Origin of the sequence: Acetobacter sp. P1H12_c (assembly GCF_018811975.1) — a bacterium.
Classification (GTDB): domain Bacteria; phylum Pseudomonadota; class Alphaproteobacteria; order Acetobacterales; family Acetobacteraceae; genus Acetobacter; species Acetobacter persici.
This window is the reverse complement of sequence record NZ_JACRVR010000002.1, coordinates 116,778-129,949: the sequence shown is the minus strand read 5'-3', so window position 1 is coordinate 129,949 and position 13,172 is coordinate 116,778. Positions and strand designations below refer to the sequence as shown.

The following is a 13,172-nucleotide window of genomic DNA, read 5'->3' as shown; positions in this document are numbered from 1 at the left end:
GTGGAGGGTGACCCGCGTCAGGCCTCCCTGCATTTGCAAGGGCATGAGGCGCCTCTTCAGGCATTTCGTAAGATTTTTGAAGGCGGACGCCTTCCCCATGCCTGGCTGATCACCGGACCACCGGGCATCGGCAAGGCGACGTTTGCATTCCGTCTGGCCCGGATGATTCTGGGGGGAGAAGAGGCGGAAAGTCCGGCAGGACGCCGGATTTCGGCGGCGACCCATGCTGACCTTCTGGTTGTCAGCCGCAGTTTTGATGAAAAAAAGCAGCGTTATCGGGGTGAGATTGTCGCGGACGAGGTGCGGCCCATCAATGCCTTTTTGCGTCGTACGGCAGCGGAAGGCGGCTGGCGCGTCGTGATTGTGGATGGTGCTGAGTGGCTTAACCGAAGTGCCGCCAACGCTTTGCTAAAAATTCTGGAAGAACCTCCTCCTGCAGCTGTTTTGCTGCTGACATGTTCCGCACCGGGGCGTCTGCTGCCAACCATCCGCAGCCGGTGCCGCAGGCTGGAACTGGAACCACTGGCTCCTACGGACATGATGGCTGTGCTCAGACGCATTCAGCCTGATGCGTCCGCCGAGGAAATCAGCCGGGTGCAGGCGGCCGCCCATGGTGCGCCGGGGCGTGCTGCGGCGTTTCTTGCGGATAAGAACGGTCAGATTGCCAGTCTGGTGGAAGAAACCCTGAACGGTCTTTCCGCCAGCCGGGGCTACGAAATTGCCGAGATTGTTCTCCGTAAAGATGATGGGTTTAACTTATTTTTCAGCCTATTATCTGACTTTCTTCAGGAGCGGGCCCGCTCTGCTGCCCGGCAGGGCCATGCCGCCTGTGTTGCTCTGGCAGACGCATGGGAAGCCATCATGCGTCTTCAGGGCGAGACGGAACGCTTCAATCTCGATAAACAGGAAACACTTCTCGAAGCCATGACTATTGCGAGTATTGCATGACCCGCCCTTTCTACGTCACCACCCCGATTTATTATGTGAACGGCGCGCCGCACATTGGCCACGCTTATACCTCCATTGCGGCGGACGTGCTGGCGCGGTTCCATCGTCTGGCCGGAGATGATGTGTTTTTCCTGACAGGCACAGATGAGCATGGTCAGAAAGTGGAGCAGGCCGCGCAGGCTGCCGGTGTGGTGCCGAAGGCCTTTGCGGACAAGGTGTCTGATGACTTCCGCAGCATGGCGGACGCCATGGCGATTTCCTACGATGATTTTATCCGCACAACGGAGCCACGCCACATTAAAGGCGCACAGGCGCTCTGGCAGAAAGTGGCGGAAAATGACGCCATTTATCTCGGCGCGTATGAAGGCTGGTACGCGCTGCGCGATGAATGTTTCTATGGTGAAGATGAACTGATTGAAGGGCCGGATGGCCAGAAGGTCGCGCCGACCGGCGCTCCGGTGGAATGGGTGAAGGAGCCGTCTTACTTCTTCCGCCTCTCCGCGTTTCAGGACCGCCTGCTGGCACATTATGAGGCCAACCCGGACTTCCTTGGCCCACACGGGATGAAGCGCGAGATTATCAGCTTCGTGAAGCAGGGGCTGCGGGACCTGTCCATCAGCCGCACCAGCTTTAACTGGGGTATCCCGGTGCCGGGGGATGAGGCGCATGTGATGTATGTCTGGTTTGATGCGCTGGCGAACTATCTCAGCGCGCTAGACTACCCGGATGCCGCAGCGCCGCGTGCGCGCTTCTGGCCTGCCAGCCAGCATCTGGTGGGTAAAGATATTGCGCGCTTCCACGCTATTTACTGGCCCGCGTTCCTGATGGCTGCCGGGATTGAGCTGCCTAAAAAGATTTTTGCAAACGGCTGGTGGACTGTTGAAGGCCAGAAGATGAGCAAATCTCTGGGCAATGTGGTGGACCCGCGTGATCTTGTGCAGGAATTCGGTCTGGACACCGTGCGATTCTTCCTATTGCGGGAAGTCCCGTTTGGCGGGGATAGCGATCTGTCTCGCAAGTCTCTGATTGTGCGGAATAATGTTGAGCTGGCGAACGATCTGGGTAATCTGGCGCAGCGCACTCTGTCTCTGGTGGCCCGCAATTGTGGTGGTGTGCTGCCAGAGCGGCGCACGCTGACGGAAGAAGATACGCAGCTTCTTAACCATGTGGCGGTGTTGCCTGAGCTGATGGGCAGCCAGCTCGACCGGTGTGCGCTGACCGATGCGCTGGAAGATGTGTGGAAAGTGATCCGCGCCTGCAATGCCTATATCGACCATCAGGCTCCCTGGGCGCTCAAAAAGACTGACCCGGAACGGATGAACGATGTGCTGCGTGTTCTGGTCGATGCTCTGCGCGGCATTGCTACCATGCTCCAGCCCTACATGCCGCAGAGCATGGACCGGATGCTGACCCAGCTTGGGGTGACGGAAGAGGAGCGTACGTTTGCTGCTCTGGAAACACCGCTTCCGGGAGGCCGCGTGCTCCCCGCGCCGCAGGGGATTTTCCCGCGCTATGTTGAAGCCGCTGATCCGGCGTGAATGAGACGAGTATGACTGGACTGATCGATTCCCACTGTCATCTGGACCACTTTGCGGACGAAGAACTGCCCGGATTGCTGGCGGCGGCCCGAGAGGCCGGCATCAGCGGGATGGTGACGATCGGGACGCGGCTGGCTCGTGCGGATGAACAGAAGCGTCTGACGGGCTTCAGCACGCCAGACGTGAAAATCTGGTGCACGCTTGGCACGCATCCTGACCATGTTGAAGAAGGCCCGGTGCCCTCAGTGGAAGAGATTGTCGCGATTGCAGATGCCCCGAACGTGGTGGGTATTGGTGAGAGCGGTCTGGATTATTTTCACGGGGCAGAAGAGGTCAGGCCGCTCCAGCATGAGAGTTTCCGCAACCATATTGGTGCAGCCCGCGCTCTGAATATTCCCATTATCATCCACGCCCGGCAGGCGGATGAGGATGTGGCGCAGATTTTGCGGGATGAGGCAGAAAAGGGGGCATTCCCCATTTTGCTGCACTGCTTTGCGTCCAGCGTTGATCTGGCCCGGTGTGTGGTGGATCTCGGCGGGTCTGTCAGTTTCTCCGGTATTGCGACATTCCCTAAATGTGGCGAGTTCCGTGACGTCGCGCGGGATCTGCCCGCTGACCGTCTTCTGGTTGAAACCGATTCCCCGTTTCTGGCTCCGGTGCCGCGCCGTGGAAAGAGGAACCAGCCCGCTTATGTGGCCTATACGGCCGCCTGTCTTGCGCAGGAACGCGGGCAGGATCTCGCCGCGTTTACGCAGATGACGACCGATAATTTTTTCCGGCTCTTCCGCAAGGCGGCCTGAAGAGGGAAGGCGACCGCATGAAGGTTACAATTCTGGGGTGTGGCGGGTCTGCTGGTGTGCCAATGCTGGGCGGCGAAGATGGCCGCGGTATCTGGGGGCAGTGTGACCCGAACGAGCCCCGGAATATCCGCACCCGTGCGTCAGTTTTTATCCGGATGGACGATGGGGAAGGGATTCTGGTCGATACCGGTCCTGATATTCGTGCCCAGCTTCTGGCGAACGGAATCAGCGCCTTCAGATCCATATTCTTCACGCACGCCCATGCGGACCATATTGCTGGTCTGGATGAAGTGCGGGGCATTAACCGCACAATCGGGCAGCCCATTACGGCCTACGCCACGCCTTCCGTGCTGGAAGAAGTCCAGACGCGTTTCAACTACGTTTTTCAGCCATGGACCACCGCGCCTCATTTTTTCCGGGCGGTAGTTGAGGCGCAGCCAGTGCCGTTACACGGCGACGTTGTAATGAGTGGCTATAAAATTTCCCTGTTTGAGCAGAATCACGGGCGCATTCCTTCCGGCGGGCTGCGGTGCGGGGATTTTGCCTATAGCACGGATACTGTGGAACTGCCGGAAGCATCGTTTGATGTGCTGGCTGGGGTCGATACCTGGATTGTCGATTGCTTCCAGAAAGAACCCCATAGCGCCCATGCCTGGCTGGAGAGGGTGCTGGAGTGGAAGGAGCGCGTTCAGCCACGCCGCCTCATTCTGACGCATCTGGGGCCGGACATGGACTGGGCGTGGATGCGGAACACTCTGCCAGCAGGCGTGGAAGCTGCTTACGACGGACTAAGCTTTACCCTGCCTGACCCTGAAAAAGCGTAACGCCATCACTGGGCCGTCGTCCTTCCAGATAAGCCGTATCATTGGGCATGTGAAACCCCGGAATGCGTGAGCACGCCGGGGTTTCTTTTTGTCTGAAAGTGTAAAGGATCAGACAGCCGGGCTTTAACGGCTCATCAGCACCGTCAGGTCTGCATGTTCCAGAATATAGCGGGTGACCCCACCCAGAATGAGCTGTCGCAGGCGGGAGTGAGAATAAGCGCCCATGGCCAGCATATCGGCATTGAAGTCATGGCAGGCGGCGAGGAGCCCTTTGCCAACATCACGGTCTACCGGCGGAAATTCTACAGAGTCGGCTTTGATCCCGTGGAAGGACAGATAGTCGATCACATCCCGCGCCTTGGGGCCACGGCGCTGATAGTCCCCGCAATGCAGAACGCGTACGGCTTCTGCCGTGTGGGCCCATGCCAGAGCGCCACGCAGGGCGGATGACGATTCTGCCGTGCCATTCCACCCGATACAGACACGCTTGATCATGCCTTTGGGCGGCGTGCGCGGGGCGATCACCACAGGGCGTCCACTGTCAAAAAGCACCGCATGCAGTGTTTCGGAAGAGGAAACCTCAGCGCCTGAATCCGGGTGAGGGACCAGAGTGAAATCCGAAAGGCGTGCGTGCGAGGGAACAATCTCACTTTCCGCACCATTGATAACATTGAAGCTGATGCTCGGCTTGTCCCACGGAAAGGTGGAATGAGGTGAGATCACCTCAATATCCGGGTGTGCGGCAACAAAGCGTTCAAACAGTGCACGGACCTCATGCGCATGGCGGGAGCTTTCATGCTCCGCCGTGCGCATGAGATCTTCCACCATGGCACCGGACAAGCCTTCGCCTGCCAGCGGAGCAATGTCCCGCCCGTCCGGGCGGACATGCAGCACGGCCAGATGCGCGCCAAAACGGCGGGCGAAATTATAGCCACGGATCAGCGCAGCCTCCCCATTGGAGGTGCTGACCATAGGAAGCAGGATTTTACGGACGTCTTTCATTGTTTTTGTTCTCCGTCTCTACAGGAATCGGACAGGCCGTGCGGATGATCTGTTCCGTAAGAGTTATGGATATAAACGCGTGACATTCCAGTGGTTTCCTTCACGCGTCCATGTCGCACGATCATGCAGGCGGTAGGGTCTTTCCTGCCAGAACTCAAAACAGGATGGCTCAACCCGGTAGCCAGACCAGTTGGCGGGACGCGGGATCAGATCCTGCCCTTCATACCGGGCTTCCACATCCTTCAGGCGCTGCTCAAAAATGGCGCGGTCTGCCAGCGGGCGGGACTGGTCGGATGCCACGGCCCCCATACGGGAAATCCGGCTCCGACTCGCAAAATACGCATCGGCTTCTTCCGGCGTAACGGGCGTGACAGTTCCTTCAATGCGGATCTGCCGGCGCAGGCTCTTCCAGTGGAACAGCAGGGCAACATGCTGGTTTTCTGCCAGTTCATGCCCCTTGCGGCTGTCCTGATTGGTGTAGAAAACAAAACCCCGCCGATCCATGCCCTTCAGCAGCACAATACGGGCCGAGGGGTGGCCATCCGGGGTGCTGGTTGCAACCACCATGGCGTTGGGGTCTGAGGGCTCGGTTTTTTCGGCCTCCTGCATCCATGCGGAAAACAGGGTGAACGGATCGGCCGCAAGGTCAATCAGTGTGGGCGTTGGAGCCGGGGGCGTGGAGATGGTGGAGTCAGTCATACCCTGTTTCTTTCAGCATCAAAAAAACCTGCTCTTCACGCTTTGTATCGAAAGGCATGAATGGTTTGAAGCGTTAGCAGGCGCTTAGGTCTTGTTTAGCAGGCTGTGGTATGCGACCAACCGCTACAAGTTTCAGAGTACAGTCAACAGACAGGTCGAGGTCACAGCATGTCTTCTCACAACACCACATTGCCCGCCCAGGGCACATTGATGCAGGGCAAAAAAGGTCTGATAATGGGTGTTGCCAATGATCGCTCCATTGCATGGGGGATTGCGCAGGCTGTAGCCGCACAGGGTGGCGAGATGGCTTTCACCTATCAGGGTGAAGCCCTTGGCAAGCGCGTCAAGCCGCTGGCCGAAAGCATCGGGGCCTCTCTGGTTCTGCCCTGTGATGTGACGGATGAGGCGGCTCTGGATGAACTGTTCGCCACACTGGAGCGTGAATGGGGCAAGCTGGACTTTGTGGTCCATGCCATTGGCTGGGCCGATAAGCAGTTTCTGCGCGGTCGGTATGTTGATACCCCCCGTGAGGCTTTTCTGACGGCTCTGGATATTTCCTGCTATTCCTTTACCGCCGTTGCGCAGCGCGCGTCAGCTCTGATGAAGGACGGCGGCTCTCTGCTGACGCTGAGCTATCTGGGCGCTGAGCGTGTCATGCCGCATTACAACGTAATGGGTGTTGCCAAAGCCGCGCTGGAAGCCTCTGTCCGTTACATGGCGGCTGATCTGGGACGTGACGGGATCCGTGTAAACGGTATTTCCGCAGGTCCCATCAAGACGCTGGCTGCCAGCGGGATTGGCGACTTCCGTTATATTCTGAAATGGAACCAGTATAACGCGCCGCTGGAACGCAATGTGGGTCTGGAAGAAGTTGGCGGGGCAGGGCTGTATATGCTGTCTGACCTTTCTTCCGGCGTAACGGGTGAAATTCATCACGTTGATTGCGGTTATAATATTGTGGGGATGAAAAACCCCACGGCTCCGGATATCTCCGTATCAGGCGACTGAGGATTTAGCGTGTCCTACAACAGCTTTGGCCATCTTTTCCGCGTCACTACATGGGGGGAGAGTCATGGACCGGCCATTGGCTGTGTCGTGGATGGCTGCCCGCCCCGCCTGCCTCTGACAGAAGCCGATATTCAGCCGTTTCTGGACCAGCGGCGGCCCGGGCAGTCGGCCTTTACCACTCAGCGCAAGGAGCCGGATGCCGTGCGCATCCTCTCTGGCGTGTTTGAAGGCCAGACAACAGGCACCCCGATTTCTCTGCTGATAGAAAATACCGATCAGCGGTCGCGTGATTATGGGGATATTGCCCAGACCTATCGCCCCGGCCATGCAGATCTGACCTATGATCTGAAATACGGCATTCGCGACTATCGCGGAGGGGGCCGTTCTTCCGCGCGTGAAACCGCGTGCCGGGTGGCTGCCGGAGCCGTGGCCCGGCAGGTTCTGGGGCCGGATGTGCGTATTCGTGGCGCGCTGGTTCAGCTTGGGCCGCACAAAATTGACCGCTCCCGCTGGGACTGGGACGAAGTGACGCGCAACCCGTTCTTCTGCCCGGATGCGGCCTGTGTGCCGGAGTGGGAAGAGTATCTGGCGGGTATCCGGAAAGCCGGACTGTCCATCGGGGCCGTAATTGAAGTTGTGGCGGAGGGCGTTCCCCCCGGTCTGGGCGCGCCTGTCTATGGCAAGCTGGATTCAGATCTGGCGGCCGCGCTGATGAGCATTAACGCCGTCAAGGGCGTGGAAATTGGTGACGGGTTTGCCTCTGCCGCCCTGACCGGGTTTGAAAATGCAGACGCACTCTCCATGCAGGATGGGCAGATAGCGTTTGGCGCGAACCATGCTGGCGGTATTCTGGGTGGCATTTCCAGTGGTCAGCCAGTTGTGGCGCGGTTTGCAGTCAAGCCGACCAGCTCCATGCTGGCGCCTGTGCCGTCTGTTACGCGGGATGGTCAGAATAAAGATGTGATCACCAAAGGGCGGCATGACCCCTGTGTCGGGATTCGTGCTGTGCCGGTTGGAGAAGCCATGATGGCCTGCGTGCTGGCAGACCATCTTTTGCGGCATCGCGGGCAGGTTGGCTGATTTTTAGCCAGCCAGCGTGGCGTCCAGCGTAATGGTCGCCTTGAACAGTTTGGAGACCGGGCAGCCCGTTTTGGCCTTATTGGCCAGAGCCTGAAACTGCTCGTTTGTCGTACCCGGCACGTCTGCTTTAAGGGTGAGGGCGACGGCATCAATTTCAAACCCATCAGCCGCTTTGGTCAGGCTGACAACGGCCTTGGTGTCGATGGATTTTGCCGTCAGCCCGGCTTCTCCCAGAATCAGGGAAAGCGCCATGGAAAAACAGGCTGCGTGTGCCGCACCGAGAAGCTCTTCGGGGTTCGTGCCGGGCTTATCTTCAAAGCGCGTATTAAAACCATAAGGCTGACTTTTCAGGGCATTGCTTTCCGTAGAAACGGTGCCATGCCCTTCCTTGATAGAACCTTCCCAGTGGGCGGAACCGGATTTTTTAATCGCCATAGCGTGTCATCCTTTTTGTTTTCACCGTAAGCCTGCCCCACCAAACGCGCGTCTGGCTGCTAGGTTCATGCAATGCTGCTCCGCTCTCGCAGAGATGAGAACTGCTGCGGGCAGAAAATGTGGCATAGGATAAGCGTATAACCATACCGGGTTACTTTAAGCCTGCTCTTGCGCCGGAGCAGGAACCACGGCAAGCGGGAAGACTGTGCCTGTCTCCAGCTTCCATGGGAAGAAACGGGCTTATAATGCGGAGACCATGATGAGTTCCACCACGACCGATCCTTCCTCATCCGTTGATGTCGTCCTGATTGGTGGAGGCGTGATGAGCGCCACACTTGGGGTGTTTCTCCGGCAGTTACAGCCGGACTGGCGTATCAGCATTTTCGAGCGCCTGGACAACGTGGCGGAAGAAAGCTCGGATGCGTGGAATAATGCAGGCACCGGCCACTCTGCCCTGTGCGAGCTGAATTATACGCCCCAGAAAGCTGATGGCAGCGTGGATATCAGCAAAGCTGTGGCGGTGAATGAGGCCTTCCAGATTTCCCGCCAGTTCTGGTCCCATCTGGTTGAGAGCAAAGTGATTGCCTCGCCGCGTGATTTTATTACGCCTGTCCCGCATATGAGTTTTGTGTGGGGGGAAGCGAATGTTGCCTTCCTGCGGAAACGGCATGAGGCGCTGAATGCCCATCCGCTTTTTGCGGGTATGGAATATTCTGAAGATCCGGCCCAGATGGCGCAGTGGATGCCGCTTGTCATGCAGGCGCGGCCGCCGGGGCAGCCGCTGGCCGTAACACGCAGCCTGAACGGCACGGATGTGAATTATGGCGCTCTGACCCGCCTGCTGTTCAGCTATCTGACGGAAACAGCCGGATGCACCCTTCATACGCAGCATGATGTGCTGAACATTAAACGCGGCCCGGATGGGCGGTGGCAGGTGCTGGTGCAGGATTTGCGCCTGAACACGCAGCGCACCGTCAGCGCCCGTTTTGTGTTTATCGGGGCCGGTGGGGGCGCGCTTTCTCTCCTCCAGAAAACGGGCATCCCGGAAGCAAAAGGGGTGGGCGGGTTTCCTGTCAGTGGGCAGTTCCTGCGCTGCACCAATCCGGAGATTGTGGCGCAGCACCATGCAAAGGTTTATGGCAAGGCTTCCGTCGGTGCGCCGCCCATGTCTGTGCCGCATCTGGATACCCGTATGATTGACGGCAAGCCAGCGCTGCTGTTTGGGCCGTATGCAGGGTTTTCCACCCGTTTCCTCAAATATGGCTCTCTGATGGATCTGCCCCGTTCCATCCGTCCTGATAATATCAAAGCCATTCTGTCAGTCGCGCGGGATAACTGGCCGCTGACCAAATATCTGATCCAGCAGGTTATGCAGTCCAGCAGTGAACGAATGAGCGCGCTGCGGGATTTTGTTCCCACCGCGCGTTCCAAGGACTGGGAACTGGTTGTGGCCGGACAGCGCGTGCAGATTATTAAGGAAGACGCGGAAAAAGGCGGCGTTCTCCAGTTCGGGACGGAAGTTATTTCCAGCGCGGATGGGTCTGTTGCCGCTCTGCTGGGGGCGTCTCCGGGGGCTTCGACTGCCGCGCCGATCATGCTGACAGTGCTGAAGAAATGTTTTGCGGAGAAACTCCCTGAGTGGGATGCCAAGCTGAAAGCGATGATCCCGTCCTACGGGCAGACTCTGGCAAATAATCCTGACCTCTGTGCCGAATTGCGGGATAAAACCACCAAGGTTCTGCAACTGGAAGAAGTCTGAACGCTCACGCAGTCTTATTGCCTGCCCCGATAAAAGAGGGGCGGGCAGTAAAGCGGCGGTAGAAAGGCTCTGTACAGACAGAGCAAGCGGTTTTTAATCAGAAATCGACATATCCGCACGGTTCCACCAGCAGGATTCAGGTGAACGGCCGGCCGGGATCATCTCTTCCGGATTACCGCTGAAGCTGACTGTGTTGGTGGGTGTTTCCTGCAAGGAAACTTCTGTGCAGCGGAGAACATCTCCATCCGCCTTCAGGAAAGCGTTGAGCTTTGCCATCATTAGGCAGACCATCAGTTCTGTTGTCGGGTCACCGGGGGTGATGACAATACGCTGCGCCCGTGCGGGCTCGTTTGCCTGAAACCACGCCAGAAGCGGGTCATCTTCCGCCAGTTGCAGGGCGTGATCCAGCTTTTCATCAACAAAACGATGCCACGTGCTTTTAGCCCGCTGAAAAGAGACCGGCATATTCCCTCTGCCATCCAGCCGCGCGGGATGCGTGGGTGTGAGGCGTACGGTCACAAACTCATTATGCCCGTGGGGCAGGGCGCAGGATTCACTGGCGCCGTGGATCAGCCGGTGGCCCATGGAAAAGCGACGGGTAAAAACCAGATCAGGCATGGGTTTTGCTCGCGACATACTCGTCCCACCCTGCACGGCGCAGGTCACAGGCCGGGCATTGCCCACAGCCATGTCCCCACGGATGCAGGCTTTGCCGGTCTCCCAGATAGCAGGTGTGGCTTTCCTGATTGATCAGGGAAACAAGCGCTGCTCCGCCCAGTTCTTCGGCCAGTGCCCATGTTTCGGCTTTATCAATCCACATGAGGGGGGTGTGCAGAACGTAGCGTGAGTCCATACCAAGGTTGAGAGCCACCTGCACAGCCTTGATGGTATCGTCCCGGCAGTCAGGATAGCCGGAATAATCCGTCTCACACACCCCGGTCACAATATGGCGGATGCCACGGCGCGCGGCGAGGGCTGCGGCAAAAGTCAGAAAAATGATGTTGCGGCCCGGTACGAAGGTATTCGGGAGCCCGTCTTTTTCCATGGCAATTTCAGCATTGCGGGTCAGGGCTGTTTCAGAAATATCGCCTAGCGCCCCAAGTGCGAGCGTATGGTCCATGCCCAGCCGCTCTTTCCAGAGCGGGTTTTGCGCCCGCAGGCCTTCCCGCAACGTCTCGCGGCATTCCAGTTCCACAGCATGCCGCTGCCCGTAATCAAAGCCCAGTGTTTCCACCCGGCCAAACCGGGCAAGAGCCCATGCCAGACAGGTGGCGGAATCCTGCCCGCCGGAGAACAGGACCAGAGCAGCTTCATCAGCGGCGCGTAAGGGAGTAGACATGGGTCAGGGGATACCGGTCAGCTTGTGGGTCTGTAAAGAAAGGCCCCATTTAGGGTGGGCCAGACAGTAGCGGATGGCGGCCTGCGTGTTTTCCTGCTGGTTGGGGCCGTCCATAGGTTGCAGCCAGAAATATTGAAAATCGAGCTCTTCCAGCGTGGCCGGGTCCAGCCCAATCTGCGGATAGACCAGCTTGAGTTCAGTCCCGCTTTTTTGTTCCAGCGGTGCGCCCGCTTTGGGGCTGATGCACAGCCAGTCCAGGCCCTCCGGAGCGGTCAGTGTCCCGTTGCTTTCCACGGCGATGGAAAAATTGCGGGCATGCATGGCTTTGATCAGGGGCGCATCAAGCTGGAGCAGGGGCTCACCGCCAGTAAAAACCACCAGTCCCGGCAGGGTCATGGCGTTGCCGCTCTCGGGCCAGAAGCTGGCGATTGTCTCAGCAAGTTTTTCAGCCGTTTCAAACTTGCCGCCGCCCTCTCCATCCGTACCGATAAAATCAGTATCACAGAACTGGCAGATGGCTTCAGCGCGGTCGGCTTCCCGGCCAGACCACAGGTTGCATCCCGCAAAACGACAGAACACGGCCGGTCGCCCGGCCTGTCCGCCCTCACCCTGTAAGGTGAGGAACATTTCCTTGACCATATAAGACATGCGACAGCTCCTGACGCAGATCAGGCAAGGAATGCAAGAAACATTTTAAACGGAAATGCCGGTGGTATGCATACCCAGCTTGTCCAGAAGCTTGCGATCCCGCGAAGCCTGAGGGTTGGGCGTGGTCAGCAGGCGTTCGCCATAGAAAATGGAATTGGCACCAGCAAGGAAGCACAGGGTCTGTGTTTCATCACTCATATCCTCCCGGCCCGCAGCCAGACGCACCCGGCTTTTGGGCATGGTGATGCGTGCTGCGGCAATCATGCGGACAAAATCCAGTGGGTCAACGGCCTCAGACTCGCCCAGCGGGGTGCCTTTAACGCGGACCAGCAGGTTGATCGGAACGCTTTCCGGGTGCGCGGGCAGGGAGGCGAGAGCGGCAATCAGCCCTGCGCGGTCGGTCTCGTTTTCACCCATGCCGACAATGCCGCCGCAGCAGACATTGATGCCCGCATCGCGCACGTTGGACAGCGTATCCAGCCGGTCCTGATAGGTGCGGGTGGTGATGATGTCGCCATAATATTCCGGAGAGGTATCCAGATTATGGTTGTAGTAGTCCAGCCCGGCGTCCCGCAGTCTGCCAGCCTGTCCGGCATCAAGCATCCCCAGCGTCACGCAGGTTTCCAGTCCCAGCCCCTTGACGCCCTCAATCATGGCGCAGACGGTTTCCAGATCATGATCCTTGGGGGAGCGCCAGGCGGCCCCCATGCAGAAGCGGCTGGCTCCGGCGTCTTTCGCCTTGCGGGCTTCCGACAGCACAGCATCCACGGCCATCAGGCGTTCGGCCTTCACACTTTTTTCGTGCAGGGCGCTTTGCGGGCAGTAGGCGCAGTCTTCGGGGCAGCCGCCTGTCTTGATGGAAAGCAGGGTGGAAATCTGCATTTCCGTAGGGTCGAAATGCGCCCGGTGCGTGGCCTGAGCGCGGAACATCAGCTCCGGAAACGGGAGGTCCAGCAGAGCCTGAATTTCCGGTACCGTCCAGTCATGACGGATTTCGGGCAGGGAGGCTGAGGAGGAACGCGTTACAGGAGAAGAACCGTCAGGCATGCGTTAGGAACCAGATTTTAAGTGAAAAGTGGACTGAACATATCC

General features: G+C 58.3%; 14 protein-coding genes. 7 read left to right on the top strand and 7 right to left on the bottom strand.

Features of this window, described 5'->3' with window-relative positions:
* From KP699_RS03250 to KP699_RS03235, 4 genes are read left to right on the top strand one after another with little or no spacing between them, the layout of a single operon-like run.
* Complete coding sequence (locus KP699_RS03250; protein ID WP_215761618.1) at positions 1 to 948, top strand: DNA polymerase III subunit delta'; 948 nt, start codon at positions 1 to 3, stop codon at positions 946 to 948.
* On the top strand, positions 945 to 2,486 hold the full coding sequence (gene metG, locus KP699_RS03245) for a methionine--tRNA ligase (RefSeq protein WP_215761617.1): 1,542 nt from the start codon (positions 945 to 947) through the stop codon (positions 2,484 to 2,486). The genes KP699_RS03250 and metG overlap by 4 nt, the downstream gene beginning before the upstream one ends.
* An 11-nt stretch (positions 2,487 to 2,497) precedes the next feature.
* Positions 2,498 to 3,286, top strand: coding sequence for a TatD family hydrolase (locus KP699_RS03240; RefSeq protein WP_215761616.1), 789 nt, complete (start codon positions 2,498 to 2,500; stop codon positions 3,284 to 3,286).
* Between the two features lie 17 nt (positions 3,287 to 3,303).
* Positions 3,304 to 4,110: an MBL fold metallo-hydrolase gene (locus tag KP699_RS03235; RefSeq protein ID WP_212353531.1), complete on the top strand. Its 807-nt coding sequence runs from the start codon at positions 3,304 to 3,306 to the stop codon at positions 4,108 to 4,110.
* Between the two features lie 123 nt (positions 4,111 to 4,233).
* Here the strand turns inward: KP699_RS03235 and KP699_RS03230 are convergent, their stop codons facing one another.
* Both KP699_RS03230 and pdxH read right to left on the bottom strand, forming a co-directional pair.
* Positions 4,234 to 5,112, bottom strand: coding sequence for a universal stress protein (locus KP699_RS03230; protein WP_215761615.1), 879 nt, complete (start codon positions 5,110 to 5,112; stop codon positions 4,234 to 4,236).
* Between the two features lie 63 nt (positions 5,113 to 5,175).
* A complete protein-coding gene (gene pdxH, locus KP699_RS03225; protein ID WP_215761614.1) occupies positions 5,176 to 5,811 on the bottom strand; it encodes a pyridoxamine 5'-phosphate oxidase in 636 nt (211 codons plus the stop codon).
* 168 nt (positions 5,812 to 5,979) lie between these two features.
* On the opposite strand from pdxH, the gene fabI reads away from it, so the two are divergent.
* Positions 5,980 to 6,819 carry an enoyl-ACP reductase FabI gene (fabI, locus tag KP699_RS03220; protein WP_215761613.1) on the top strand — a complete coding sequence of 280 codons (840 nt, stop codon included), beginning with the start codon at positions 5,980 to 5,982 and terminating at the stop codon, positions 6,817 to 6,819.
* A 9-nt stretch (positions 6,820 to 6,828) separates the two neighbouring features.
* The gene (aroC, locus tag KP699_RS03215) at positions 6,829 to 7,899 is read left to right on the top strand and encodes a chorismate synthase (RefSeq protein WP_215761612.1); all 1,071 of its coding nucleotides are present in this window, start codon (positions 6,829 to 6,831) and stop codon (positions 7,897 to 7,899) included.
* A gap of 3 nt (positions 7,900 to 7,902) precedes the next feature.
* On the opposite strand, the gene KP699_RS03210 is transcribed toward aroC, so the two are convergent.
* Complete coding sequence (locus KP699_RS03210) at positions 7,903 to 8,334, bottom strand: OsmC family protein (protein ID WP_215761611.1); 432 nt, start codon at positions 8,332 to 8,334, stop codon at positions 7,903 to 7,905.
* Positions 8,335 to 8,593: 259 nt separating this feature from the next.
* Here KP699_RS03210 and KP699_RS03205 point away from each other — a divergent pair, with 259 nt between their 5' ends.
* The gene (locus tag KP699_RS03205) at positions 8,594 to 10,093 is read left to right on the top strand and encodes a malate:quinone oxidoreductase (RefSeq protein WP_244285134.1); all 1,500 of its coding nucleotides are present in this window, start codon (positions 8,594 to 8,596) and stop codon (positions 10,091 to 10,093) included.
* A gap of 93 nt (positions 10,094 to 10,186) precedes the next feature.
* On the opposite strand, the gene KP699_RS03200 is transcribed toward KP699_RS03205, so the two are convergent.
* From KP699_RS03200 to bioB, 4 genes are read right to left on the bottom strand one after another with little or no spacing between them, the layout of a single operon-like run.
* Entirely contained in the window at positions 10,187 to 10,711 is a 525-nt protein-coding gene (locus KP699_RS03200) for a 6-carboxytetrahydropterin synthase (RefSeq protein WP_212353826.1), read from the bottom strand.
* Positions 10,704 to 11,432, bottom strand: coding sequence for a 7-cyano-7-deazaguanine synthase QueC (gene queC, locus KP699_RS03195; protein WP_215761610.1), 729 nt, complete (start codon positions 11,430 to 11,432; stop codon positions 10,704 to 10,706). The genes KP699_RS03200 and queC overlap by 8 nt, the downstream gene beginning before the upstream one ends.
* Positions 11,433 to 11,435: 3 nt before the next feature.
* Positions 11,436 to 12,080, bottom strand: coding sequence for a 7-carboxy-7-deazaguanine synthase (queE, locus tag KP699_RS03190; protein ID WP_215761609.1), 645 nt, complete (start codon positions 12,078 to 12,080; stop codon positions 11,436 to 11,438).
* A gap of 45 nt (positions 12,081 to 12,125) precedes the next feature.
* A complete protein-coding gene (gene bioB, locus KP699_RS03185) occupies positions 12,126 to 13,127 on the bottom strand; it encodes a biotin synthase BioB (protein WP_215761608.1) in 1,002 nt (333 codons plus the stop codon).
* Between the last annotated feature and the right edge of the window lie 45 nt (positions 13,128 to 13,172).

Bases quoted from the DNA above. Each gene is read 5' to 3' on its own strand.
- queE (WP_215761609.1), bottom strand. From the start codon at position 12,080: ATGTCTTATATGGTCAAGGAAATGTTCCTCACCTTACAGGGTGAGGGC.
- KP699_RS03240 (WP_215761616.1), top strand. From the start codon at position 2,498: ATGACTGGACTGATCGATTCCCACTGTCATCTGGACCACTTTGCGGAC.
- fabI (WP_215761613.1), top strand. From the start codon at position 5,980: ATGTCTTCTCACAACACCACATTGCCCGCCCAGGGCACATTGATGCAG.
- queC (WP_215761610.1), bottom strand. From the start codon at position 11,432: ATGTCTACTCCCTTACGCGCCGCTGATGAAGCTGCTCTGGTCCTGTTC.
- KP699_RS03235 (WP_212353531.1), top strand. From the start codon at position 3,304: ATGAAGGTTACAATTCTGGGGTGTGGCGGGTCTGCTGGTGTGCCAATG.
- metG (WP_215761617.1), top strand. From the start codon at position 945: ATGACCCGCCCTTTCTACGTCACCACCCCGATTTATTATGTGAACGGC.
- KP699_RS03230 (WP_215761615.1), bottom strand. From the start codon at position 5,112: ATGAAAGACGTCCGTAAAATCCTGCTTCCTATGGTCAGCACCTCCAAT.
- KP699_RS03200 (WP_212353826.1), bottom strand. From the start codon at position 10,711: ATGCCTGATCTGGTTTTTACCCGTCGCTTTTCCATGGGCCACCGGCTG.
- KP699_RS03210 (WP_215761611.1), bottom strand. From the start codon at position 8,334: ATGGCGATTAAAAAATCCGGTTCCGCCCACTGGGAAGGTTCTATCAAG.
- bioB (WP_215761608.1), bottom strand. From the start codon at position 13,127: ATGCCTGACGGTTCTTCTCCTGTAACGCGTTCCTCCTCAGCCTCCCTG.
- KP699_RS03205 (WP_244285134.1), top strand. From the start codon at position 8,594: ATGAGTTCCACCACGACCGATCCTTCCTCATCCGTTGATGTCGTCCTG.
- pdxH (WP_215761614.1), bottom strand. From the start codon at position 5,811: ATGACTGACTCCACCATCTCCACGCCCCCGGCTCCAACGCCCACACTG.